At 67.8% G+C, this 24,177-nt stretch carries 18 protein-coding genes and 1 rRNA gene; 11 read left to right on the forward strand and 8 right to left on the reverse strand.

Going from position 1 to position 24,177, the window contains the following annotated elements:
* Positions 1 to 12: 12 nt before the first annotated feature.
* Complete coding sequence (locus tag ACQHI0_RS04895) at positions 13 to 1,209, reverse strand: Cmx/CmrA family chloramphenicol efflux MFS transporter (protein ID WP_427906730.1); 1,197 nt, start codon at positions 1,207 to 1,209, stop codon at positions 13 to 15.
* A 76-nt stretch (positions 1,210 to 1,285) separates the two neighbouring features.
* Positions 1,286 to 1,858 carry a TetR/AcrR family transcriptional regulator gene (locus tag ACQHI0_RS04900; RefSeq protein ID WP_427906731.1) on the reverse strand — a complete coding sequence of 191 codons (573 nt, stop codon included), beginning with the start codon at positions 1,856 to 1,858 and terminating at the stop codon, positions 1,286 to 1,288.
* Between the two features lie 129 nt (positions 1,859 to 1,987).
* Here ACQHI0_RS04900 and ACQHI0_RS04905 point away from each other — a divergent pair, with 129 nt between their 5' ends.
* The 3 genes from ACQHI0_RS04905 to ACQHI0_RS04915 all read left to right on the forward strand — a co-directional run bounded on the left by ACQHI0_RS04905 (position 1,988) and on the right by ACQHI0_RS04915 (position 6,974).
* Entirely contained in the window at positions 1,988 to 3,850 is a 1,863-nt protein-coding gene (locus tag ACQHI0_RS04905) for a hypothetical protein (RefSeq protein ID WP_427906732.1), read from the forward strand.
* A gap of 45 nt (positions 3,851 to 3,895) precedes the next feature.
* Positions 3,896 to 5,647: a malto-oligosyltrehalose trehalohydrolase gene (gene treZ, locus ACQHI0_RS04910; protein ID WP_427906733.1), complete on the forward strand. Its 1,752-nt coding sequence runs from the start codon at positions 3,896 to 3,898 to the stop codon at positions 5,645 to 5,647.
* Between the two features lie 76 nt (positions 5,648 to 5,723).
* A complete protein-coding gene (locus tag ACQHI0_RS04915) occupies positions 5,724 to 6,974 on the forward strand; it encodes a serine hydrolase domain-containing protein (RefSeq protein WP_427906734.1) in 1,251 nt (416 codons plus the stop codon).
* A gap of 16 nt (positions 6,975 to 6,990) precedes the next feature.
* Here the strand turns inward: ACQHI0_RS04915 and ilvA are convergent, their stop codons facing one another.
* Both ilvA and ACQHI0_RS04925 read right to left on the reverse strand, forming a co-directional pair.
* On the reverse strand, positions 6,991 to 8,343 hold the full coding sequence (gene ilvA / locus ACQHI0_RS04920) for a threonine ammonia-lyase IlvA (protein ID WP_427906735.1): 1,353 nt from the start codon (positions 8,341 to 8,343) through the stop codon (positions 6,991 to 6,993).
* A gap of 89 nt (positions 8,344 to 8,432) precedes the next feature.
* Complete coding sequence (locus tag ACQHI0_RS04925; RefSeq protein ID WP_427906736.1) at positions 8,433 to 8,867, reverse strand: nitroreductase family deazaflavin-dependent oxidoreductase; 435 nt, start codon at positions 8,865 to 8,867, stop codon at positions 8,433 to 8,435.
* Between the two features lie 97 nt (positions 8,868 to 8,964).
* On the opposite strand from ACQHI0_RS04925, the gene ACQHI0_RS04930 reads away from it, so the two are divergent.
* Positions 8,965 to 9,180 (forward strand): hypothetical protein, encoded by a 216-nt coding sequence (locus tag ACQHI0_RS04930; RefSeq protein ID WP_427906737.1) that lies wholly within the window; start codon positions 8,965 to 8,967, stop codon positions 9,178 to 9,180.
* A gap of 37 nt (positions 9,181 to 9,217) precedes the next feature.
* Here the strand turns inward: ACQHI0_RS04930 and ACQHI0_RS04935 are convergent, their stop codons facing one another.
* Entirely contained in the window at positions 9,218 to 12,049 is a 2,832-nt protein-coding gene (locus tag ACQHI0_RS04935; protein WP_427906738.1) for a helix-turn-helix transcriptional regulator, read from the reverse strand.
* Positions 12,050 to 12,207: 158 nt separating this feature from the next.
* Between ACQHI0_RS04935 and ACQHI0_RS04940 the strand changes: the two genes are divergently transcribed.
* Both ACQHI0_RS04940 and ACQHI0_RS04945 read left to right on the forward strand, forming a co-directional pair.
* Complete coding sequence (locus ACQHI0_RS04940) at positions 12,208 to 12,564, forward strand: nuclear transport factor 2 family protein (protein WP_266299647.1); 357 nt, start codon at positions 12,208 to 12,210, stop codon at positions 12,562 to 12,564.
* Between the two features lie 26 nt (positions 12,565 to 12,590).
* Positions 12,591 to 13,007, forward strand: a complete 417-nt coding sequence (locus ACQHI0_RS04945) for a hypothetical protein (protein ID WP_427906739.1) — start codon at positions 12,591 to 12,593, stop codon at positions 13,005 to 13,007.
* Between the two features lie 77 nt (positions 13,008 to 13,084).
* On the opposite strand, the gene treY is transcribed toward ACQHI0_RS04945, so the two are convergent.
* From treY to ACQHI0_RS04960, 3 genes are all read right to left on the reverse strand, one after another.
* Entirely contained in the window at positions 13,085 to 15,472 is a 2,388-nt protein-coding gene (gene treY, locus ACQHI0_RS04950) for a malto-oligosyltrehalose synthase (protein ID WP_427909085.1), read from the reverse strand.
* A 48-nt stretch (positions 15,473 to 15,520) separates the two neighbouring features.
* A complete protein-coding gene (gene glgX / locus ACQHI0_RS04955) occupies positions 15,521 to 17,623 on the reverse strand; it encodes a glycogen debranching protein GlgX (RefSeq protein WP_427906740.1) in 2,103 nt (700 codons plus the stop codon).
* A 67-nt stretch (positions 17,624 to 17,690) separates the two neighbouring features.
* Positions 17,691 to 18,236: a cupin domain-containing protein gene (locus tag ACQHI0_RS04960; RefSeq protein WP_427906741.1), complete on the reverse strand. Its 546-nt coding sequence runs from the start codon at positions 18,234 to 18,236 to the stop codon at positions 17,691 to 17,693.
* Positions 18,237 to 18,271: 35 nt separating this feature from the next.
* Between ACQHI0_RS04960 and ACQHI0_RS04965 the strand changes: the two genes are divergently transcribed.
* From ACQHI0_RS04965 to ACQHI0_RS04985, 5 genes are all read left to right on the forward strand, one after another.
* Positions 18,272 to 18,712, forward strand: coding sequence for a MarR family winged helix-turn-helix transcriptional regulator (locus ACQHI0_RS04965; protein ID WP_427906742.1), 441 nt, complete (start codon positions 18,272 to 18,274; stop codon positions 18,710 to 18,712).
* Between the two features lie 81 nt (positions 18,713 to 18,793).
* Positions 18,794 to 20,071: an adenosylmethionine--8-amino-7-oxononanoate transaminase gene (locus ACQHI0_RS04970; protein WP_427906743.1), complete on the forward strand. Its 1,278-nt coding sequence runs from the start codon at positions 18,794 to 18,796 to the stop codon at positions 20,069 to 20,071.
* Positions 20,068 to 21,267 (forward strand): 8-amino-7-oxononanoate synthase, encoded by a 1,200-nt coding sequence (locus ACQHI0_RS04975; protein ID WP_427906744.1) that lies wholly within the window; start codon positions 20,068 to 20,070, stop codon positions 21,265 to 21,267. Before ACQHI0_RS04970 ends, ACQHI0_RS04975 begins: the two co-directional genes overlap by 4 nt.
* Complete coding sequence (bioD, locus tag ACQHI0_RS04980; RefSeq protein ID WP_427906745.1) at positions 21,264 to 21,944, forward strand: dethiobiotin synthase; 681 nt, start codon at positions 21,264 to 21,266, stop codon at positions 21,942 to 21,944. The genes ACQHI0_RS04975 and bioD overlap by 4 nt, the downstream gene beginning before the upstream one ends.
* A 436-nt stretch (positions 21,945 to 22,380) precedes the next feature.
* Positions 22,381 to 23,897, forward strand: a 16S ribosomal RNA gene (locus ACQHI0_RS04985).
* The last annotated feature ends 280 nt before the right edge of the window (positions 23,898 to 24,177 follow it).

A 24,177-nucleotide genomic window follows, 5' to 3' on the forward strand; every position in this document is an offset into this window, starting at 1 on the left:
GCCGGAAACGAACTACGGGTGGATCAACGCGGGTACACGCGGCTCGGAGGTAGCAGCGGCCGTTCGGGGCCGACGTTCCAGCCGGTGGGACAGGGCGACGGTGACGAGCATGGCCAGCCCGAGTCCGGCGCCGATCCAGCCGACCGAGGTGAAGCCGAGCCCGGCGCCGATGGCCAGTCCACCCAGCCACGGACCGACGGTGATCCCGACGTTGAACGCCGAGTAGTTGGTCGCCGCGGCCAGCGTCGGGGCCCCGTCCGCCAGCGTGAAGACGCGAGTGTTCAACGCCGGATTGGTCGCGAAACCGAAAGCGCCGAGCAGTAGGACGAGAACGATCATCGGGGCGGGGGAGTACGCGGTCACGGCGATCGCGGCCGCGACCACCGTCATTCCCACGGCCCCCACGTACAGTGTGCGGAACGGGTGCGCGTCGGCGAATCGACCGCCGATCGTGATGCCGATCAACCCGCCGACGCCGTACAGGCCGAGCACCGCGGGAACCCACGCCACCGAGATGCCGGTGGTGTCGGCCAGCATCGCGCCGAGGTAGGCGAAGGTGACGAACGCCGAACCCGTCGACAGCGCGGTGGCGCCATAGGACACCCACAGTCGCGGGTTCGCCATCACCCGCAGTTCGCTGCGCAGCACCGGGACCGTGGCGGGTCGACCGCCGGGAATCTTCGCGAACACACCGATCATCGTCAGCGCGGACAGCACGGCGACCGCCCAGAAGGCCGCGCGCCAGCCCAGATTCTGGCCGATGACCGTGCCCGCGGGCACCCCGAAGATCGTGGCGATGGTGAGCCCACCCGCGACGATGCTCATCGCCCGCCCGCGCAACTGGGGCGCCACCAGGCTCACCGCGGTCGCCGCCGCCAGCGCCCAGAACCCCGCGTAGACGAAGGCGCTCACCACTCGGGTCCCGAAGATCACCCAGTAGTCGCCGCTCAGCGCGCCGACGACGTGGGCGGCGACGAAGATCGCGAGGAAGGCCAGCAGGGCGTCACGGCGCGGCCAGCGCAGGGTCACCACGGCCAGCAGCGGCGCGCCGACCAGCATGCCCAGCGCGAAGGCCGAGATGAGCAGTCCCGCACTGGGAATGGAGACACCAAGGTCGGCGGCCATTTCCGGGAGGAGGCCGGCCAGCATCAGCTCGGAGGTGCCCTGGGCGAAGATGGACAGGCCCAGGATGTACACAGCGGTCGGCATGACAACCTTTCGTTCTATTTTGGATCAATTGGTTCAAAACTGGGGCATGGTGAAAGTCGGGTCGGGCCGCTGGATCTCAGAGGCAGTGCATCGCGGTTTCGGCGATCGCGGTGAGGGTGGCATGATCCGCCCCGCCGCGCGCCGCGACGCGCATGCCGCTGATGGTGGCGGTCAGGAACTGGGCGATGGCGCGCGCGTCGCGGTCGGTCGCGAATTCGCCTGCGCGCTGGCCACTTTCGATCGTCGCGGTGAGTGCGTCGAGGCGGCGCTCCTCGTCGGCGCGCAGGGTGGCCCGTGCGGCGGCATCGTGGGGGGCGAGTTCGACGATCGAGTTGACCACGAGACAGCCCGCGGGTTCGCTGTCGGGCGCCTGCGCGGTCCGGCGCAGAATGGTGCCGATCCGCTCCCTGGCCGGTGCGTCGCTGTCGAGGATGTCGAACAGGGGTGCGTTCTTCGTGGTGATGTAGTGGCGCAGTGCGCGATCGAACAGGTCGCGTTTGCTGGTGAAGGTGTTGTAGATGCTGCTGCGGCCCAAACCTGTCGCGGCGCAGAGGTCCTGGGTGGAGGTCGCCTCGTAACCGGCGGACCAGAACGCCCGCATGGCGGCGTCCACCGCGCGATGCTCGTCGAATTCCTTGGGTCGGGCCATTCGACGACCGTAGCACGTTTTGAACAGATCAGTACAAAATGAACATGTGGGCGAACACAGACCATCGGTGCCACCCCTGTGGTGGGTCGTGATGGCCGCCCCGCGAACCAGGAGCTAGCGTCGAGAGGCGTGACGTCAGTGCCGCTGCTCGACTCGCCGCCCCACTCCCGGGACCGATCGCGGCCGGTGCCGTGGCGGATGTCCGGCCGCGCGGTGTTGCTCGTCGCGGCGATGATGATCCTGGCGCAGCTGGTCCTGCGCGGCTGGGTGGCCGCCTCGGGATTCTTCTACTGGGACGATTTCCTGCTGATCGGCCGGGTGAGCAGTCAGCCGGTGTTGTCGACGGAATTGCTGTTCACCAGTCACGACGGGCACGTGATGCCGTTGGCGTTCGTGCTGACCTGGCTGGTCACCGAGGTGGCGCCGTTGAATTGGGCAGTCGCCGTCGTGGTGCTGACCGGATTGCAACTGCTCGTTTCGCTGGCGGTGCTGCGACTGTTGATCGTGCTGCTCGGGCTTCGCGCCCGCATGCTCGGACCCCTGGCGTTCTACCTGTTCGTCCCGTTGACGGTGCCCGCGTTCGCCTGGTGGTCGGCGGCGGTGAACGCGCTGCCGTTGCAGATCGCGCTGGCGTGGGTGAGCGCGGACGCGGTGCGGTTGGTGCGCACCGGGCAGCGCAGGTACGCGGTGTCGGGCGCGGCGGTGTTCGCGGTGGCGTTGCTGTTCTTCGAGAAATCGGTGGTCGTGCTGCCGGTGGCTTTCGCGGTGGCGGTGCTGGCCGCCCACGTGACGGGGGGATCTGTGCGGTCGGCCGCTCGGCGTGGGGGCGCGCTGTGGACGGCGGCCGGTGCGGTGCTGCTGGCGTGGTCGGCGTGTTTTCTGCTTGTCATCCAACGTCCGAGGGGACTCTCGGCACCCGAACATCCCGGCGCCCTGTGGAGCCGCGCGCTGTCCGACGGATTGGTGCCCGCGCTGTTCGGCGGCCCATGGCACTGGGAACGCTGGCAACCCGCCACCCCGTGGGCGGATTCGCCGAGCTTGCTGGTCGCGCTGAGCTGGCTGTCACTGATTCTGTTCGCGGCGTGGACGATTCGCACCCGCTGCCGAGTCGCCGCGATCTGGGTGTGCGCCGCCGGATACGCGGTCCTGACAATCGCCCCCGTCGTCCTCCTCCGTGACGGGCCGAGTACCGCGGGTCTGCTCCTGCAGTCGGTGCGCTATTTCGCCGATTTCGCCGTCATCGCCACCGCCGCGCTCGCGTTGATCGCGCTGGCGCCCCGCCGCCACCGGTCGAGTTCGAGCACCGTCAGTGGATCGGCCGCGGTCGAGGTGAGACGCGACGGTCGGGCTCGGCGGACAGTGGGTATCGCGGCGATCATCGTGTTCCTCGCGAGCAGTGTGTACTCGACGATCACCTTCACCAGGTCATGGGAGCCGAGCCCGGCCCGTACCTACGTCACCGGCGTGCGTGCCGCTCTTCCCGGCGCCGCCGACGCGCCGCTGCTGCCGCAAGAAGTTCCGTGGAATGTCTTGAACCCGTTGGCTTTCCCCGAGAACATGACCGACCGCGTCTTCGCCCCGATCGCGACCCCCACCACCTTCGCCCTCTCGACCCCACGCTTGCGGATGATCACCGACGAAGGCGCCATCGTCGACGCGCAGGTCTGGTGGAACCGCGCCATCGTCGAGGGCCCCGAACCCCGCTGCGGGTACCGCGTGCCCGGCACCACCGGCACCAAGCTCCCACTCGACGGCCCGATGCAGATTCGCGACTGGACCGCCCAGGTGAACTACAACGCCGAACGGGACGGCCGGATCGCCCTGTCCTTCGAGGGCGAGACCGAGACGATCGCCGACGTGCGCGCGGGCTTGAACACCGTGTACGTCCGGCTCCTCGGTGGTGGCGACACCTTGCGGATCAGGTCCCTCGACGAGCGGCAGTCGCTGTGCATCGGCGCCGGACCGGTCGGGGTCGCCGCACACGCGCGGTGAATCGTTGATCGAGCATGCCGGCGCGGGGCATGCGATGCTGGGCCGATGAGGCAGTTTCGGGTGTGGGCTCCGGCGGCGGGAGCGGTGCGGCTGCGACTGGACGGGGTCGAGTACCCGATGCGAAGAAACGGCGGCGGCAACTGGTCGGTGCGTGTCGACGCAGGTCAGGGGGCGCGATACGGGTTTCTCATCGACGACGACCCGACGGTCCTGCCCGACCCGCGCTCGGCCCGCCAACCCGACGGCGTGCACGCGAGCTCCGCCGTTCACGACCTCGACCAAACAGCCTGGACCGACCAGAACTGGACAGGCAGACCACTTGCCGGCTCGGTCTTCTACGAGCTTCACATCGGCACTTTCACCCCCGACGGCACCTTCGACGCGGCGATCGAGCACCTCGACCACCTCGTCACCCTCGGCGTCACCACCGTCGAACTCATGCCGGTCAACGCCTTCGACGGCGCCCACAACTGGGGCTACGACGGCGTCGGATGGTACGCGGTGCAGGAAAGCTACGGCGGCCCCGACGGCCTGCAACGCTTCGTCGACGCCTGCCACGCCCGCGGCCTCGCGGTCTGCCTCGACGTGGTCTACAACCATCTCGGCCCCTGCGGCAACTATCTGCCACGCTTCGGCCCCTATCTCACCACCGGCCGCAACACCTGGGGACAGACTCTCAACCTCGACGGTCCCGGCTCGGACGCGGTCCGCGCCTACATCATCGACAACGCCCTGCGCTGGCTCCGCGAATTCCACGTCGACGCACTGCGCATCGACGCCGTGCACGCGCTGGTCGACCGCACCGCCACCCACCTGCTCGACGAGCTCACCGTCGAAACCACCGCACTGGCAGCACATCTGGGCCGACCGCTCAGCTTGATCGCCGAGAGCGACCTCAACGACCCTCGCCTGATCACCCCACGCGCGGCAGGCGGCTACGGGCTCACCGGCCAGTGGAACGACGACCTGCACCACGCCGTCCACACGGCTGTCTCCGGCGAAAGGCAGGGCTACTACGCCGATTTCGGTTCACTGGCCTGCCTCACGCAGACACTCACCCACGGGTTCTTCCACGCCGCGACCTATTCCAGCTTCCGTGGCCGCAGCCACGGTGCTCCGCTGCGGCGCGACCTCGTCCCCGGCAGCGCGCTGCTCGGTTACACCTGTAACCACGATCAGATCGGCAATCGCGCGATCGGTGATCGCCCCAGCGCCTACCTCACACCCGGCCAGCTCGCGGTGAAGGCGGCGCTGGTGCTGCTCTCGGCGAGCACCCCGATGCTGTTCATGGGCGAGGAGTGGGGTGCGCGGACCCCGTTCCAATTCTTCACCTCCCACACCGACCCGGTCGTCGCCGCGGCTACCGCCAGCGGGCGCCGCGCCGAATTCGCCGAGCACGGCTGGTCCACCGAGGAGGTGCCCGACCCGCAGGACCCGGCCACCTTCGCCCGGTCCAAGCTCGACTGGACCGAGGTCGGTCGCGAACCGCACGCCCGGTTGCTCGCCTGCTATCGCGGCCTGCTGGCCTTGCGTAAATCCCGGCCCGAGTTCACCGATCCATGGCTGGAACGCGTGTGGGCCGACTATGACGAAGCACAACGTTGGTTCATCCTGCGTCGTGGCCGAATATCAGTGGTGTGCAACCTCGCCGAGGACGAAGTGGTGATCCCGGTGCACGGTCGCGTGCTGCTCGCCTGGTCGCCCGCCACCGAAAGTGGTGCGGGAACACTTGTTTCGGGTCACAGTTTCGCCGTGCTAGAGGAAGGTGACGGCGCGGGCACGGTGGTCACCGAGTGATTTCGCCCGGCTACGGGTCGGCCACAGGTCCGAAACGCGCCATTGCCGAATAGACATAACACCGTATAGTCGGATGATGAGCAACGACGCTTACGGGCAGGAAAGCACTGCCCTCCCGGCCGGTGTCGGGGGTTACGCCCCGGCTGGATTCGGCCCGCTGGTGCGCGCTTTCGCCACCTTGATCGGCCATCGCCGCGACGCGGGCGGGGCACTCGCGGTTTATCGCCACGGTGAACCTCTCGCCCATTTCTGGGCCGGTAGCGCGGGTGATCGGCCGTGGACCGCGGACACCGGGGCGATCGTGTTCTCCGCGACCAAGGGCGTCACCGCCACCGTCATCCACCGGCTCGCCGATCGCGGGCTGATCGACTACCAGGCGCCGATCGCCGAGTACTGGCCGCGCTTCGCCGCGCACGGGAAGGGTTCGATCACCGTCGCCGACGTGCTCACCCACCGCGCCGGACTCTCGTCGCTGTCCATGGTCGCCGGCACCGCCGCGGAAGCCCTCGATCACGAACTGATGGAGGATCGCCTCGCGCTGGCCACTCCCGACCGGATGCTCGGCACCCCCACCTACCACGCACTGACCTACGGCTGGCTACTCGCGGGCCTGGCCAGGGGCGTGACCGGCCGGAGTATGAGCGAGCTGATCCGCAGCGAGGTCACCGATCCGCTCGGTATCGATGGCATCCACCTCGGGCGTCCCGCCGCGGACTCGTCGACCGAGTACGCCCGGCTGGTCGGCGCGCACATGAGCTTCGCCGCGCACCCGCTCGCCGCGGGCTTCCTCGCCAAGGTCGGGTTCCGGCTGCCCGGACCGCTCGGTGCGGCGGCTCGGTGCCTGTTCGTGCCCGGCCTCGACGGCATTCTCGACGGTGACGACCCCACGATCCTGAACACCGAGATGCCCGCGGGCAACGGTGTCGCGACCGCCGCCGGGCTGGCGAGGATGTATGCCGCGCTGGCCGACGGCGTCAGCGTCGACGGTACGCCGTATCTGCGGCCGAGCACGCACACCGCGATCCGCCGGGTCCAGACGTATCGGCTCGACCACGCGCTGTTCTATCTTCCGATGATGTGGCACCTGGGCTACCACTCGTTGCCCGTCCCCGGCGCACGGCACGGTTTCGGCCACATCGGACTCGGCGGTTCGTTCGGCTGGGTCGACCCGCAGTCGGGACTCTCGGTGGCCTACGTCCACAACCGTCTCGACCAGATACTGCTGCCCTACGACCAGCTCGCCATGGGCTGGCTGCTGCCGCTGGTCGTGTCGAGCGTGCGCGCGAGTCGCGCGTCCGGACATCGCGAGGACCGCGCGGCGGCGTGACCGCCGCGCGGCGCTCCTACGTCAGATAACGGTAGGCGGGGGAACCCGGTTCCAGGCGTTCGGCCTGGATCGGGGACTCCTCGATGCGGTGCATGAGCGAGGCCAGGTCGTCGGTGGCGCCGAGTTCGATGCCGACCAGCGCGGCCCCGGTATCCCGGTTGTTGCGCTTGACGTACTCGAACATGGTGATGTCGTCGTCCGGGCCGAGGACGTCGTCGAGGAAGCGGCGCAGCGCACCGGGTTCCTGGGGGAAATCGACCAGGAAGTAGTGCTTGAGACCGCGGTGCACGAGCGAGCGTTCGATGATCTCGCCGTAGCGCGAGACGTCGTTGTTACCGCCCGAGACCAGCACCACGACCGTGCTGCCCGGTTCGATGTCGATCTCGGCCAACGCCGCGGTGGCCAGTGCGCCCGCGGGCTCGGCGATGATGCCTTCGCTCTGATAGAGGTCGAGCATCGCGGTGCAGATGGCGCCCTCGTCGACCAGCATCACCCGGAAAGGCGCTGTGCCGGAGGAGGATTCGGGCGTGGTGAGCAGTGGCAGCGAAGCGTGCGAGACCATCCGGCCGCCGAACGATGCCGCCGCCCGGTAGGGCAGTTCGCCGATGCGGCGCACGGCCGCACCGTCGACGAACGGGTCGATCTCGGGCAGCGTCACCGGCGCACCGGCGACCAGCGCGGCGGTGAGCGAGGCAGCGCCCGCGGGCTCGACCGCCAGCAGGCCGCTCTGCGGTGCTCGTTCGCGCAGGTAGGTGCCGATGCCGGCGAGGCAGCCGCCGCCACCGACCGGGACGATCACCAGGTCGGGTGCGGTGCCGAGCTGCTCGAGGAATTCCGCGGCGATGGTGCCCTGACCCGCGGCGGTGCGGGCGTCATCGAACGGCGGCACCATGGTGGCGCCGGTGCGGGCGACATCGTCGGCGGCGGCCGCGGCGGCCGCGTCATAGGTCTCGCCGACCGCGATCAGCTCGACGAACTCACCGCCGTGCACGCGGATGCGGTCACGCTTCTGCTTGGGGGTGGTGGTCGGCACGTAGATGCGCCCGCGCACACCCATCGCCTGACAGGCGAAGGCCACGCCCTGCGCGTGGTTGCCCGCGCTGGCAGTCACCACACCGGCCGCGCGCTCGGCGGCGGTGAGCTGCACCATCAGGTTGTAGGCGCCGCGCAGCTTGTAGGAGCGGACCGCGGTGAGGTCCTCGCGCTTGAGGTAGACCTGCGCCCCAGTGCTCGCCGACAGCCGCGCACTGTACTGCAGCGGTGTCGGCTCGATGATGTCGGAAATTCGCTTGGCGGCGGCGTCGATCTCGTCCGCGGACAGCGGCGGACGGGTTACGGACACTTCGGCGACGTCAGCGATGGGGGACACCCGCACAATGCTACCGAGGCGCCCCGCGCGCGTGACGATGGGAACCACCCGCCGTGGTGATCACGGCGGGTGGGCTCGGACCTGCGGATTCAGCGTGGGGTGAGGACGAAGACCGGGATCACGCGATCGGTCTTCTTCGTGTACTCGTCGTAGTCGGGCCACGCGGCGACCGCGCGCTCCCACCACCGCGCCCGCTCCTCGCCGACTACCTCGCGCGCGGTGTAGTCCTTGGTGGTGGTGCCATCACGCAGTTCGACATGCGGATCGGCCTTGATGTTGTAGTACCAGACGGGGTTCTTCGGCGCCCCGCCCAGCGACGCCACGACGGCGTACTCACCCTCGTGCTCGACGCGCATCAGCGGCGTCTTGCGCAGCTTGCCGGTCTTGGCGCCCTTGGTGGTGAGCAGGATGACGGGCTTGCCTTGCAGCGAGGTGCCCTCGGCGCCGCCGGAGTTCTCGTAGGTCTCGGCCTGTTCGCGTGCCCAGTCCGAAGTGCTCGGTGCGTACTCTCCTGTGAGTGGCATGACCTGCACAACGATTCATCGGTATGTGATGTTCCCGATGGGGTGATTCGAATAAGTTCGGTGGCCCGAACTTCGATGTGCGTCTATCCTGGTCTGCATGGCAGTGCTCACCTCACCGGCAGCATCCGCGACCGTCGACATCGCGGGTAGCGCTTGGCCGGTCTACAAGCTCGAGGCGCTCGTCGGCGCGCTCGTGGTCGGTGCGCTGTTGCTCCTGATCGTCGGGTCGCCGCAGGTCGCGGTGCTGGCCGCGGCCGCGGTCGCCGCCGTCCGCTGGACCATCGGCGCCACCCGCACCGCGTCGCGCAGCTGATTCGGCGCTTCCGAGCTCATCGTCTGCCCGCCGCGGATCACTCGTCCAGATCGAGCGCGCTCAGCTCACCGCGCGACAGCACGCCCAGCTTCGGATAGGCCTTGTACAGGTGATGGCCGACTGTGCGGTGGCTCAGGAACAGCCGGGCCGCGATCTCCCTGTTCGACAGGCCCTGTGCCGCCAGCCGGACGATTTGTGACTCCTGCGGAGTGAGCACGTTCAGCGGGCCGCCGCTCGCGCGCGCACCGGTTCCGACACCGAGCGCGCCCAGCTCGGTGCGGGCGCGTTCGCTCCACAGCGCCGCGTCGAGCCGATCGAACAGCGCCATCGCTTGCTCGAGCTGAGTGCGCGCGTCGACCTTGCGTTTGTCGCGGCGCAGCCATTCGCCGTAGAGCAGCCGGGTGCGGGCTTCGTCGAACGGCCGGTTCGCGGTGAGTGCGGACTGGAAGTGCTGCTCGGCGTCCGATCCATCGGCCAGCAGCGCACGTCCGCGGGCCGCCAGCGCCGCGATCCACTCCTGCCCGGCCCGCTGCGACCAGGTGGTCAGCCGGTCCAGTGCCTCGGTCGCGTGTTCGGTCGCGCCGAGCCGGACCGCCACCTCGATCTGATCCGGCAGCGTGCGCAGCCCTATGACGTGATGGCGAGCTGGTTCGACCGTCATATGCGCGAGCTCGGTCCGCGCCTGCTCCAGCCTGCCTTCCCCGAGCGCCAGCAGCGCCATGGCCGCATGCGCCCACGACGCACCGACCGCGCCCGCCCCACCGAATTCCTCGGCTACGGCACGGTCGGCGTGGTCGCGGCACCGTGTCGAATCACCTTGTAGCGCGGCGAGATACGCCAGATACGCGTGGATCTGACTGACCCATTGCACCTGTCCGATGTCCTGTGCGATCCGCAACCCCTCCTCGGCCGCGATCCGGCTCTCCCTCGGTCGCCCACCGAACAACAACCCCTCGGATCGGAAGAACAACAGCGGCGCCAGCAAGGCGATCCGCCCCTGCTCCCTGCATTCCCTGATCAAGTCGCCGGCCAGCTCCTCGACCTGCTCGTCCTGCCCGACGACCAAGCCGCTGCCACACAACTGCACGAGGTCGGCGGGACTGTCCGCTCCGCCCGCCCGGGCCGCGGCCGCCGCGTCCCGCAGGTCGGCGACCCGCTGACCCGTCACCGACCCGGTCAGATACCGCGCGATCGGCGTCGCGGGATCTTCGTCCACCAGCCGCAGTGTCGCCAGGACATCGGCGACCTCGTCGAGCTCGTCGGGTCCGAGGTACCACGCGGTGTGTACGGCCTTGGTCAGAATCCGGGCCGCACCACGGGGATCCGACTCGCGCACCGCGACGGCCGCCGACATCAACCGCCGATGCGCGGAACCCGGTTTGCCGCCCGCGAATTCGGCCTGCGCCCGTACCAGGTCCAGCCGCAGTTCGAACTCGGCATCACTTACCTCGGCCGCGATGACCTGCTCGCCACGCCCGCCGACTGCCCCCGCGGAACTCAAAGGCTCTCGTTCGCCAGGCCGCGCTGCCTGCCCGGTCGCGCCGCCGGTTGCTCGGCCGTCGGGGGTCTCGCGTGCCGGCTCCCGGACCTCGCTCGACAGCGACGCGGCTCGCTCGGCGAGTCGCTCCGCGCGGTCGGTGAGGCCTGCCTCCGTCGCGGACTCGGCGGCGAGGACGAGTCTGCGTACGCGGGCGCTCGTGTCGATGCTCAGCGCGGCCGCGCGATCGTAGGCGGTCACGGCGGCATGGAGGCCGTGGCGGCGCCGGGCACGGTCGGCTGTGTGCTCGAGTGCGGTCGCGGTGTCCTCGTCGGGACCTGTTGCGGCACTGGCGAGATGCCATGCGCGCAAGTCCGCGGCGTCGTCGCCGCTCAGTGCGTCGGCGAGGGCGCGATGGGCGGCGAGGCGGTCGGTGAGCGCGGCACCTTGGTACACCGCCGACCGCATCAGTGGGTGGTGCCAGGTCAGCACCTGACCGTCGGTGCCGATCATGCCCGCGTCCTGGGCGGGTTGCAGATCCCGCAGTGACGCACCGAGACCGGCCGAGGCACGCAGGATCGGTGCCAGGTCCGCGGCACCGGCCACCGCCGCGACCAGCAGTACGGTCCGGGTGGCCGCGGGCAAGCGGGCGACGCGGCCGTGGAAGGCCAGCTGCAACCGCTGCGTCAACGGCAGGGGATTCGCGTCATCGACACTGCCGTCGCCGACCACGGACGGAAGTTCCAGCAGGGCAAGCGGATTGCCGCCCGCCTCGGCGAGCAGTCGATACCGCACGGCCGGACTCAGCGGGATGGGACCGGCATCGAGTAGTGCCGCCGACGCCTCGGGCCGCAAGCCCGGCAGTGCGAGTTCGGGCAGCCCGGGAGCGGGAAAATCCTGCGGCCCCGAGCGCGTCGCGAACAGCATCACCACCCCCTCGGCCTCGAGCCTGCGCGCCGCGAACAGCAGTGCCTCCGCGCTGGCCTGGTCGAGCCACTGCGCGTCGTCGATCACACACAGCAGCGGTCCCTGCGCTGCCTCCTCGGCAAGCAGGGTCAGCACCGCCAGCCCGATCAGCATCCGATCGGCGGGTGCGCCCTCGCCGAGCCCGAACGCCGCCTCGAGCGCGTCACGCTGCCGCGACGGCAGTTGGCGCACCAGCTCCATACCCGGCCTGACCAGCAGATGCAGTGCCGCGAAGGGCAATTCGGCCTCGGACTCGATCCCCGCGCTACGCGCTGTCGGAACACCTTGCGCTGCTGCGTAATCCAGTAGCGCGGTCTTCCCGATCCCGGCCTCACCGCGCACCACCAGGGCCCCGCTACGTCCTGCGCGCGCCGCGCTGATCAGGTCGTCGATCCTGGCCTGTTCGGCATCGCGTCCGTGCAGCATGGGCTCCACCGTATCGCCGTACCGGTACCGCCCGTAGTCGCGACGGGAAAAGTACCTATAGGCGACTGATTCGACCGACCCCCCGCGCGCCATAACGTTGTACCCATCGCAGGAACAACCAGCGAAACACCAGCTCAAAGCCTATTTCGGAGGTCGAGATGAACACCGTCGTCGCACAGTACCTGGAAGCGTGGAACACCCGCGAGCCCGCCGCCCGCCGCTCCGCCGTCGCCCGCCTGTTCACCCCGGACGCCCGCTACGTCGACCCGCTGGTCGCGGTCACCGGCCACGCCGAACTCGAGGCCGCCATCGCCGGCGTCCAGGCCCAGTTCCCCGACTGGACTTTCACCCTGGCCGGTCCCGTCGACGCCCACCACGACCAGGTCCGCTTCACCTGGGGCCTCGGCCCGGCCGACGCTCCCGCCGTCGTGATCGGCTTCGATGTCGCCGTCCTCACCGACGGCCGAATCGACAGCGTCTACGGGTTCCTCGACCAGGTCCCCGCCACCAACTGACCCCTTCGCAGCCAAGGAAATCCGCCATGACCGCCACCGCCCCGTCCCGCCTGTCCGCGTTGTTCACCTCCGGCGAGAGCCTGCTGCTGGCGCTTCGTCTCGACGCCGTTGTCACCACCGCCAACGGCCTGGCCTATCTGGCACTGGCGCATCCGCTGGAACGGCTACTGGGACTCGATGCCGGCGTCAGCATCGTGATCGGCGCTTTCCTCACCGCCTACGGCCTCGCCGTCGCGGTCGTCGGCCGCTCGGCGCCGGTCAACCGGGCCGCGGCATCGGCGGTGGCGATCGGCAACGCCGCCTGGGTCGTGGCCAGTCTCGTCGCGCTGTCGACCGGCGCGCTCGGTCTCACCACAGTGGGCGCGGTGTGGGCAGTCATGCAGTCGGTGACTGTCGGCGGTTTCGCGGCCCTGCAGTATCTGGGCCTACGTCGCAGCCACTGAGCTGGACACGAGGGACCGACGCACCCTGCGTCGGTCCCTCGCTTGTGCTCGCTCAGCCCGGCGCGTGCTTCGAGCAGTCAGCGCACCAGCAGCGCGACAGGCAGCCGGGCGAAGAGTTTGTCCAGCTTGGCGCTGCCCGAGAAGGTGTTGCCGGTCAATCGATCAGTCCAATTGCCCTGGGGCAGTGGCAACGTGGTGTCGAGCCAGCCCGTCGCCGCGAGCCCGACCGAATGCCGGGTCACCGCCACGATCACCTCCGGCGCCTCACCGGCGGGCCCTCGCCCGTAGGCGACGAACCGATGCGCGTGCTCGCCGACGGCGTACAGCGGTCGGTACATCCCGCCGACGAAGCACTCCGGCCGCTCCCGCCGCAACCACAACGCGTACGCGACCACCCACATCTTCGCCGCGCCGGTGGTATCCAGGGTCGGTGTGTCGGTGAGCGATTGGAGCATCCCGACCCGGGTGGCGAAGTTGACCGGCCGCCGATTGTCGGGGTCGACGAGGGAGTCCTCCCACAACTCGGTGCCCTGATAGATATCGGGAATCCCGGGCGCGCACAGCTGTAAGAGCTTCTGCGCCACCGCGTCCGACCATGCGTGCGGCGCGAGCTCATGTGCCAGATCGCCGATGCCGGTGCCGACCGGACCGTCGATCACCGCGTCGAGCCAACCGTGCACGGCCGATTCGAACTCCGCGTCGGGCTCTTCCCACGATGTCTTGGTGCCGGCCTCGCGAATCGACTTCTCCGCGAACATGTGCAGGCGATCCCGCAGGCCCGGCACCGACGAGGCAGGTCGCCCGTCGGCGGGCCACACCCCGAACATGTTCTGCAACAAGAACAATGCCGTCGCCCCGTCGGGCGCGGGGGTGGTTTCCAGCCAGCCACGAACCCGCTGCGACCAGACGTCGGCCATCTGCGACAGCACCCCGATCCGGGCGCGCACATCCTCACCGCGCTTGGTGTCGTGGGTCGAGATCGTGGTCATGGTCGCGGGCCAGCGCTGCGCGCGTTCGCTGTTGGACAGGTGGAAGTCGTTGACGGTGTGCCCGAATCGCGCCGGATTGCCGCCCACCTCCTGGAGCGACACCAACCGCGCACCCTGATAGAACATCGTGTCCTCGACCGACTTGGCGGTGATCGCCCCGCACACCTGCGAGAACCTCGTCGCCGCTTCACCTCCCACCGACAGCGCGGTCACCAGCACCGACAGCGGCGCCGTCAGTTCGGCGTTGCGTTTCTCCACCTCCGCCACGACGGCGGCCGTCATCCCGGCCAGCGGCGCGTAATCCACCCGGTACACCGGCATGAAAGCCAGCACCTCGATGGTCGCGTTGCTCACCGCGAGGGTGTCGAAACTGCCCGCGTTGCCGTCGCGTTTGATCGCGGCGACCAATCGCCGGATCTCCGGCGCCAGAATGGTTTCCGCGACGGCCCGTTTGATCCGATGCTCGGTCTCGCCGAACCACGACCGGTCGCTCCCGTGTCCGGCGACGTGCTGGGACAGTTCGGTCAGCGTCGTCTCGCCCGCGGGATCGATCAGCACCCCACCGAGATCGGCGAGCGCGTCATAGCCGGTGGTTCCGTCGACCGGCAGCGTCGCGTCCAACGGCTCGCGATTGGCGAGGATCTTCTCGATCAGCAACAGCCGCTGCGGACCGATCAGCCTGCGTAGCCGGGTGAGATAGGCACTCGGATAAGACAATCCGTCCGGATGGTCCACCCGGACACCATCGATCAGATCGTGTTCGCACCAGGCCGCCAGCTCCCGGTGCGTCGCCTCGAACACCTCAGGGTCTTCCTGCCGGAGGGCGGCCAGACTGCTCACCGCGAAGAACCGCCGATACGTGCACACCCCCGCCTTCCAGCTGACGAGCCGGTAGTGCTGGCGGTCGTGGATGCGCAGCGCGTTGTCGCCGTCGGTGCCCGCCGCGATCGGGAAGCGCAGATCGTGCAGTGCCAGCATCGGTTCCGGCCCGGACCGGTCGACGGTCAGCGCCGCCGGGTCGTTCTCGTTCTGCAGGACCGGTAGCGCCAGCCGCCCGCCCGCGCCGTTGCCCGAGCTCCAGTCGATGTCGAAGTACTTGGCGTACTGCGACTTCTGGCCGTTGCGCAGCACATCCCACCACCACGAATTCTGCCGCGGATCGGCGACCCCCACATGGTTGGGCACCATGTCGACGATCAATCCCATTCCGCGACTGCGCACTTCGTCCGACAGTGCCTTGAGCCCCGTCGGCCCGCCGAGGGCGGCGGAGACCGAGGTCGGATCGGTGATGTCGTACCCGTGCGTCGACCCGTGCGCCGCGGTCAGGATCGGCGACAGATACAGGTGCGAGATGCCGAGCTGCTGCAGGTATTCGGCGATGGCGCGGGCATCGGCGAAGGTGAGCGCGTCGGGGCGCAACTGCAACCGGTAGGTGCTACGCACCGTGCCTGCCCGCACGGGCGCACGATGGAGCATGGTCTGGGGATCGGTCACATAGGTCTCGGTCATGGTCTCGCTCGGCGGCTAGGCGGTTCGGCGCAATACGAGCAGGCAGCGGCTGGCCACCGGCAGCGTCGCCGCGGCCGTGTGTACCGCGTCGGCCGCGCCGGTGGGGGTCGAACAATCCAGGGCGAGCGACCATCGCGCACCGAACTCCGGGCCCGGCAGCACGAAATCGATCGCTTCGTCGTGCGCATTGAAGCACAGCAGGAACGAGTCGTCGCTGATGCGCTCACCTCGCGGACCAGGTTCGGCGATCCCGTCGCCGTCGAGCAGCACGGCCAGTGACTTGCCGAAGCCGCTGTCCCAGTCGTCGTTGGTCATCTCGGTGCCCGCGGGCGCGAACCAGGCGATCTCGCGCCGATGGCCGTTGTCGTCGCTCGGACCGGCGGCCAGGAAACGGCGGCGCCGGAAGATCGGATGTTCGGTGCGCAAGGCGATCACCGTCCGGGTGAATTCGAGCAGGTCGGCGTTCGACTCGGCCAGCGACCAGTCCATCCACGCCAGCGGCGAATCCTGGCAGTACACATTGTTGTTGCCGAGCTGAGTGCGCCCGATCTCGTCACCGTGGGCGAGCATCGGCGTGCCCTGACTCAGGATCAGCGTGGCCAGCAGATTGCGCTGCTGACGCGCACGCAGCGCGAGAACCCGCGGATCGTCGGTCTCGCCTTCGACACCACAGTTCCACGACCGGTTGTGGCTCTCGCCGTCCCGATTGCCCTCACCGTTGGCATCGTTGTGTTTCTCGTTGTAGGACACCAGATCTCGCAGCGTGAACCCGTCGTGCGCGGTGACGAAGTTGATGCTGGCGCCCGGCCGCCGGCCCGTCGACTCGTACAGATCCGACGATCCGGTGAGCCGGGAGGCGAACTCGCCCAGCGTCGCAGGCTCCCCACGCCAGTAGTCACGCACGGTGTCGCGGTATTTGCCGTTCCACTCGGTCCACAGGCTGGGGAAGTTGCCGACCTGGTAGCCGCCCTCGCCGACGTCCCACGGTTCGGCGATGAGCTTGACCTGACTCACCACCGGATCCTGGTGGACGAGGTCGAAGAACGCGGAAAGCCGGTCCACATCATGCAATTCGCGTGCCAGCGTGGCGGCGAGGTCGAAGCGGAACCCGTCGACGTGCATGTCCAGAATCCAGTACCGCAGCGAGTCCATGATCAGCTGCAGGGTGTGCGGATGGCGGACATTGAGGCTGTTGCCGGTGCCGGTGTAGTCCTTGTAGTGCTCGGGGTCGTCCTCTTCGAGCCGGTAGTAGGCGGCGTTGTCGATGCCGCGCAAGCTCAGTGTCGGTCCGTTGTGGTTGCCCTCGCCGGTGTGGTTGTAGACGACATCGAGAATCACCTCGATGCCCTCGGCGTGCATCGCGCGCACCATCGCCTTGAACTCCGCGACCGCGCCGTCACCCCGTGGCCGCGCCGAATACTGGTTGTGCGGCGCGAGATAGCCGATGCTGTTGTAGCCCCAGTAGTTTCGCAGTCCCTGATCGGTGAGCACGTGGTCGTGGAAGAACTGGTGCACCGGCATGAGCTCGATCGCGGTGACGCCCAGCGACTTCAGATGCCCGATGACGGCCGGATGCGCCAGGCCCGCATAGGTGCCACGCAGATCTTCCGGGATGTCCGGGTGCGTCATCGTCAGGCCCTTGACGTGCGCCTCGTAGATCACCGTCTCGTGATAGGGCCGGTTCGGCGGCCGGTCGGGACCCCAGTCGAAGAACGGGTTGATCACCACCCCGGTCATCGTGTGGCCCAGCGAGTCCAGCCCGTAGGTGTAGAGCGAGGGATCGTTGACGAACTCCCCGTCGAACGCCTTCCCGTACGGGTCGAGCAGCAGTTTGCTGGGGTCGCACCGCAATCCGAGCTCCGGATCGTACGGGCCGTGGATACGAAAGCCGTAGCGCTGACCCGGCGTGACGGACGGGAGATAGGCGTGCCGGACATAACCGTCGACTTCATCGAGGTCGACGCGGGTCTCAGAGCCGTCCTTGGCGATCAGGCAGAGCTCCACCTTCGTGGCGACTTCGGAGAACACCGAGAAATTCGTGCCGCCGCCGTCGTAGGTCGCGCCCAGTGGATACGCGGTGCCCGGCCACACCTCGGGTCGGTCGTTCGGGCTCGACATGCTACGACAGTAATGGACCTGCGGGCCCCACCGCGCACGATGTGACCGTCCGCTCGCTGACCGCCACTCAGGCCGATGTGGTCGCGAGCAACCGCCGGGCGTAGCCCGTGCGCCGCGCGAGCCCGGCCAATCCGCCGAAGATCAGCCGCTGCAGGAAAGCGGGCGGACCGGCGAGATAGCCGTCCTGGTACTCCCACAGCAGACCGAGGGCGAGCGGATTGCGGGGGAGCTTGCTCGTGGTCGTCTTGTTCGCGTTGTCGAGGCCGCTCCAGAACGCGAACATCTCCCAGTGTTGCAGCGGCGGACGGATCACATGGTCCAGCACGGTGTCCTCGGCTTCGTTCCAGAACTCGTGCACGACGCGCGCAGGAGCGGTCACCGTATCGCCCGGCTGTGCGACGATCTCCGCTCCGCCGATCCGAAACCGCACCTGACCGGTGCGGATGGTCCAGGTCTCGCTGATCTCGGGATGCCAGTGCGGGCCCGCCTCCCGGCCGATGTGCGGCAGCACGTGTTCGAGGCGCAGGTAGGCGCCCTGTGCGTCGGCGCCGCGTTCGACGAGCGTGACCCTGTGCCCGTTGCGGAAGGTGAGGACGGAACCGATGTCAGCCATCACCCAGATATAAAGGTAACCTTCCTATTATGTCAATGGCTGAACGCTCCTCATTGCTGAAACTGCTGGTCCAGGCGGCCGACGCCTACGAGCGTGCGCTGAACCCCGAGCTGCGCGCGGGGCTCGGAGCCGACCTGCGCCCCGCGCACTACGCGGTATTCCGGTACCTGGCGCCGGGCGGATCCCGGGTGACCGCGCTGGCCGAGGCCGCCGGGATGACCCAGCAGTCGATGGGGGAGTTGGTCACGCACCTGGAAAAGAACGGATACGTGGAGCGCGCACCCGACCCCGCCGACCGGCGCGCGCGGCTGATCGTCCTCACGGCGGCGGGGCACGGGGCGGTGGCGCTGGCCGGGCAGCACATCCAGCGGATCGAGCAGGCGATCGCCGCCGAACTCGGCGCGCACTCGCTCGCCGTGGTCAGGGACGCACTCGCTCGGATGCCCGCCGCGATCGCGAATCACGCGGACACCTGATCTCCCGACGACGGCAAGTGATAACTTGAACAGCGTTCAAGGCTGTCGTCTCGGCAGCACCGGGCGACGACGAGGAAACCTGTGAACCTGAGCCCCGAGCAGATCACCGCCCTCGATGCCGAACACGTGTGGCATCCCTACGGCGGATTCCCCGCGACCACCGAGCCGCTGGTCGTGGCGAGTGCGGCCGGAACGCGCCTCACCCTCGCCGACGGTCGCGAACTCGTCGACGGGATGAGCTCGTGGTGGGCCGCGGTCCACGGCTACTGCCACCCCGTTCTCGACGCTGCCCTGTTCGCGCAATCGCAGCGCATGAGTCACGTGATGTTCGGCGGCCTCACCCACGAGCCGGCCACCCGCCTGACCCAATTGCTGGTCGAGCTCACGCCCGCCGGCCTCGACAAGGTCTTCCTCTGTGACTCCGGCTCGGTCTCGGTCGAGGTCGCGACGAAGATGTGCCTGCAGTACTGGCGCAGCCTCGGTCGCCCGGCGAAGAACCGGCTGCTCACCTGGCGTGGGGGATACCACGGCGACACCTTCACACCCATGAGCGTTTGCGACCCGGACGGCGGCATGCACTCGCTGTGGACCGACGTTCTCACCGAGCAGGTCTTCGTCCCCGCGCCGCCGCGCGACTTCGAGCCCGGCTACGTCGCCGAACTCGAACGCGCGGTCGCCACCCATCGCGACGAACTGGCCGCGGTGATCGTCGAACCGGTCGTGCAGGGCGCGGGCGGCATGCGCTGGCACGACCCGCGCTACCTCACCGAACTGCGCCGGATCTGCGACGACAACGACGTCCTGCTCGTCTTCGACGAGATCGCCACCGGATTCGGCCGCACCGGCGAGCTGTTCGCCGCCGATCACGCTGGCGTCGCGCCGGACGTGATGTGCGTCGGCAAGGCGCTGACCGGCGGCTATCTCACCCTGGCCGCGGCGCTGTGCACCACACGGATCGCCGAGGCGATCAGCGCGGCGCACGGCGGGCTGATGCACGGACCGACCTTCATGGGCAACCCCCTGGCCTGTGCCGTGGCGGTCGCCTCGATCGAGTTGCTGCGCTCACGGGACTGGCGCGGCGAAGTAGCCCGGATCGAGTCCGAACTACGGGCAGGCCTCGCGCCGCTCGCCGAGCTCCCCGGCGTCGCCGAGGTCCGCGTCCTCGGCGCGATCGGTGTCGTGGAACTCGATGAACCTGTCGATATGCGCGCGGCAACCGATGCGGCGGTCGACGCGGGCGCCTGGCTCCGCCCGTTCCGCAATCTCGTCTACACGATGCCCCCGTTCATCAGCACCACCGCCGACATCGCCACTGTCACCGAGGCCGTGCGCGCGGCGGTGAAGGCCTCGGTCGCATGAGCCCGACCGTCCTGAACGGTGTTCAAGTATGCTGTTCAACTGTGAGTACGGATCCGTTGAGCTGGTTGGACGAGCGTGCGGCCGAACGGGTCGACGCCGGGCTACGTCGGCATTTGCGCGAGCGCGTCGCCGAGTCGTCCGCTATCGACCTCGCCTCCAATGACTACTTGGGCCTACACCGGCACCCCGAGGTCGTCGAAGGCGCGATCGCGGCGGTGCGTCGCTGGGGAGCAGGCTCCACGGGCTCGCGCTTGGTCACCGGAACGACCACCGAGCACGCGCTACTCGAACTCGAACTGGCCGAATTCGTCGGCGCCGAAACAGGATTGGTCTTCGCCACCGGGTACGCCGCCAACCTGGGCGTGGTCACCGCGCTGGCCGGACGCGGCACCCTGGTCGTCTCCGATGCGGGCTCGCACGCCTCGCTGGTCGACGCGTGCAGGCTCTCCCGCGCGAGAGTCGCGATCGCACCGCACCGCGATGTCGCCGCGATCGAACGACTGCTCGCCGAGCGCGCCGAGGAACGCGCGCTGGTCCTCACCGATTCGGTCTTCAGCGCCGACGGCGACCTCGCACCGCTGGCCGACCTGCATCGCGTCACCAGGGCGAACGGCGCCATCCTGATCGTCGACGAAGCCCATGGTCTCGGTGTGCGTGGCGAGGGCGGGCGCGGACTCGTCCACGAGTCGGGCTTGGCCGGCGAGCCGGACCTGGTGATCACCGCGACCCTGTCGAAGGCATTCGCGGCCCAGGGCGGAGCGGTCCTGGCGGACGCCAGAATCCGCGCCCACCTCATCGATGCCGCGCGCACCTTCATCTTCGACACCGGCCTTGCGCCCGCCGCGGTCGGTGCGGCCCGCGCCGCCCTCGCGCTTTTGCGCCGCGACCCGTCGATGGCCACCCGCGTTCTCGACCGCGCCGCCGACATCGCCCGGATCGCCGGCGTCGCCGATCCTGATTCCGCGGTTGTCTCCGTCGTCCTCGGCGAAGCCCAAGTCGCGTTCGATGCCGCGCAGGCATGCCGCGCCCGCGGCCTCGATGTCGGCTGCTTCCGCCCGCCCTCGGTCCCCGAAGGCACCTCACGGCTGCGCCTCACCGCCCGCGCCGACCTCACCTCCGCTGAACTCGAGACGATCGCTGAGGTCCTCGGTGACGTCCTCGCGTCCGCCCGCGGCAAGGAAGCGGTGACGGCATGACTGTCCTGCTGATCAGCGGCACCTCGACCGACGTCGGCAAAACCGTCGTCACCGCGGCACTCGCCGCCGCCGCGCAGGCCGCGGGCCGCACCGTCGCGGTCTGCAAACCAGCCCAGACCGGCATCGCCCCCGGCGAACCGGGCGACCTCGCCGAAATCACCCGCCTGACCGGGGTGACCCGCACCCTCGAGCTCGCCCGCTACCCGGAACCGCTCGCTCCCGACACCGCCGCCCGCCGCGCGGCCATGCCGCTACTGACTCTGAGCGACACCGTCGCCGCCGTCGATTCGCTCGCCGGCGCAGACCTGGTGCTGGTCGAGGGTGCGGGCGGGCTGCTGGTGCGGATGGGGGAGTTCACCCTGCTCGACCTCGCCCAGAAGCTCGGAGCCCCGGTGGTTGTTGTCGCCGCCGCCGGCCTCGGCACCCTCAACCACAGTGAACTCACCACCCGCACGCTCGCCGCGGCCGGCGTTGCGTGCGCGGGTTTGGTGATCGGCTCTTGGCCGGCCGACCCCGACCTCGCCTCGCGATGCAATCGCGATGACCTTCCGCGAGTCACCGAGACTCCGCTGGTCGGCATGATCCCCGAAGGTGCGGGACAGTGGGACCGCCATCGCTTCACAGCGGCCGCGGCGAGCTGGTTCACCACCGGCCTGCTGTCTGGAAACCGCCCTTGACCACCCGATTTGACTTCGTGTTGGTCGGTGCGTAACTTTATTCGAGTCAGAGCGACACGGACGCCGACTGAGCCACTGGCTCGGACACGAGGTAGGACGTTGAGCGCCTGACTGATCATGTGTTCAGGGTTACCTCTTCGGGACTTGCTTCCGATGAGCCTTCTGAGCTAAAGTACGAACCCTTGCCTCACCGAAACCCCTCCGAGAAGTCGTGGGTAGAAGTGTGTGCGTGTGTTCTTTGAGAACTCAATAGTGTGTCGATGAATGTCAGTGCCAATAATTATTATTGGTGCCAACTTCTCATGTACCCCCCGGTCATGAGAGTTGGACATTGAAAACAACAGCGAATCTTTTTTGCTGGTGTTTGGCTTTGCTAGGTTTTCGGACTCTAGTTAGATATTTCTGATTTGTGTCTTCGGACATGAGTTAAGAGTCTTCAACGGAGAGTTTGATCCTGGCTCAGGACGAACGCTGGCGGCGTGCTTAACACATGCAAGTCGAGCGGTAAGGCCCTTCGGGGTACACGAGCGGCGAACGGGTGAGTAACACGTGGGTGATCTGCCCTGTACTTCGGGATAAGCCTGGGAAACTGGGTCTAATACCGGATATGACCACCGATCGCATGGTCGGTGGTGGAAAGATTTATCGGTACAGGATGGGCCCGCGGCCTATCAGCTTGTTGGTGGGGTAACGGCCTACCAAGGCGACGACGGGTAGCCGACCTGAGAGGGTGACCGGCCACACTGGGACTGAGACACGGCCCAGACTCCTACGGGAGGCAGCAGTGGGGAATATTGCACAATGGGCGAAAGCCTGATGCAGCGACGCCGCGTGGGGGATGACGGCCTTCGGGTTGTAAACCCCTTTCGACAGGGACGAAGCGTAAGTGACGGTACCTGTAGAAGAAGCACCGGCCAACTACGTGCCAGCAGCCGCGGTAATACGTAGGGTGCGAGCGTTGTCCGGAATTACTGGGCGTAAAGAGCTTGTAGGCGGTCTGTCGCGTCTTCTGTGAAAACTTGGGGCTCAACCTTAAGCTTGCAGGGGATACGGGCAGACTAGAGTACTTCAGGGGAGACTGGAATTCCTGGTGTAGCGGTGAAATGCGCAGATATCAGGAGGAACACCGGTGGCGAAGGCGGGTCTCTGGGAAGTAACTGACGCTGAGAAGCGAAAGCATGGGTAGCAAACAGGATTAGATACCCTGGTAGTCCATGCCGTAAACGGTGGGTACTAGGTGTGGGTTTCCTTCCACGGGATCCGTGCCGTAGCTAACGCATTAAGTACCCCGCCTGGGGAGTACGGCCGCAAGGCTAAAACTCAAAGGAATTGACGGGGGCCCGCACAAGCGGCGGAGCATGTGGATTAATTCGATGCAACGCGAAGAACCTTACCTGGGTTTGACATACACCGGAAACCTGCAGAGATGTAGGCCCCCTTGTGGTCGGTGTACAGGTGGTGCATGGCTGTCGTCAGCTCGTGTCGTGAGATGTTGGGTTAAGTCCCGCAACGAGCGCAACCCTTATCTTATGTTGCCAGCGCGTAATGGCGGGGACTCGTGAGAGACTGCCGGGGTCAACTCGGAGGAAGGTGGGGACGACGTCAAGTCATCATGCCCCTTATGTCCAGGGCTTCACACATGCTACAATGGCCGGTACAGAGGGCTGCGATACCGCGAGGTGGAGCGAATCCCTTAAAGCCGGTCTCAGTTCGGATCGGGGTCTGCAACTCGACCCCGTGAAGTTGGAGTCGCTAGTAATCGCAGATCAGCAACGCTGCGGTGAATACGTTCCCGGGCCTTGTACACACCGCCCGTCACGTCATGAAAGTCGGTAACACCCGAAGCCGGTGGCCTAACCCTTGTGGAGGGAGCCGTCGAAGGTGGGATCGGCGATTGGGACGAAGTCGTAACAAGGTAGCCGTACCGGAAGGTGCGGCTGGATCACCTCCTTTCTAAGGAGCACATCTACACAAACTCTCCACACAGGTGGATGAGGTTGTGTCAGAGACCGTTTAGATCTCATTCGTAGGTCTGCGGACGCTCATGGGTGGAACACTGACAAACTCATCGCACTAGGTGGAAGCAATGTCTTCGGCCGTGGTGATATACCGACACACTATTGGGTCCTGAAAGAACACGCGAGTGTCTTTCAAGGCAAAACAAACGATCCGCTCGGATCTTCGAGATACTGCCGGCCTTCGGGTCGAGTCAGTCCCGGAACATGGTTGCGAG

Source organism: Nocardia sp. FBN12 (assembly GCF_050320175.1).
Lineage (GTDB): Bacteria > Actinomycetota > Actinomycetes > Mycobacteriales > Mycobacteriaceae > Nocardia.

Bases quoted from the DNA above. Each gene is read 5' to 3' on its own strand.
- ACQHI0_RS04895 (WP_427906730.1), bottom strand. From the start codon at position 1,209: ATGCCGACCGCTGTGTACATCCTGGGCCTGTCCATCTTCGCCCAGGGC.
- ACQHI0_RS04900 (WP_427906731.1), bottom strand. From the start codon at position 1,858: ATGGCCCGACCCAAGGAATTCGACGAGCATCGCGCGGTGGACGCCGCC.
- treZ (WP_427906733.1), top strand. From the start codon at position 3,896: ATGAGGCAGTTTCGGGTGTGGGCTCCGGCGGCGGGAGCGGTGCGGCTG.
- ACQHI0_RS04915 (WP_427906734.1), top strand. From the start codon at position 5,724: ATGAGCAACGACGCTTACGGGCAGGAAAGCACTGCCCTCCCGGCCGGT.
- ACQHI0_RS04925 (WP_427906736.1), bottom strand. From the start codon at position 8,867: ATGCCACTCACAGGAGAGTACGCACCGAGCACTTCGGACTGGGCACGC.
- ACQHI0_RS04930 (WP_427906737.1), top strand. From the start codon at position 8,965: ATGGCAGTGCTCACCTCACCGGCAGCATCCGCGACCGTCGACATCGCG.
- ACQHI0_RS04935 (WP_427906738.1), bottom strand. From the start codon at position 12,049: ATGCTGCACGGACGCGATGCCGAACAGGCCAGGATCGACGACCTGATC.
- ACQHI0_RS04940 (WP_266299647.1), top strand. From the start codon at position 12,208: ATGAACACCGTCGTCGCACAGTACCTGGAAGCGTGGAACACCCGCGAG.
- ACQHI0_RS04945 (WP_427906739.1), top strand. From the start codon at position 12,591: ATGACCGCCACCGCCCCGTCCCGCCTGTCCGCGTTGTTCACCTCCGGC.
- treY (WP_427909085.1), bottom strand. From the start codon at position 15,472: ATGCTCCATCGTGCGCCCGTGCGGGCAGGCACGGTGCGTAGCACCTAC.
- glgX (WP_427906740.1), bottom strand. From the start codon at position 17,623: ATGTCGAGCCCGAACGACCGACCCGAGGTGTGGCCGGGCACCGCGTAT.
- ACQHI0_RS04960 (WP_427906741.1), bottom strand. From the start codon at position 18,236: ATGGCTGACATCGGTTCCGTCCTCACCTTCCGCAACGGGCACAGGGTC.
- ACQHI0_RS04965 (WP_427906742.1), top strand. From the start codon at position 18,272: ATGGCTGAACGCTCCTCATTGCTGAAACTGCTGGTCCAGGCGGCCGAC.
- ACQHI0_RS04975 (WP_427906744.1), top strand. From the start codon at position 20,068: ATGAGCCCGACCGTCCTGAACGGTGTTCAAGTATGCTGTTCAACTGTG.
- bioD (WP_427906745.1), top strand. From the start codon at position 21,264: ATGACTGTCCTGCTGATCAGCGGCACCTCGACCGACGTCGGCAAAACC.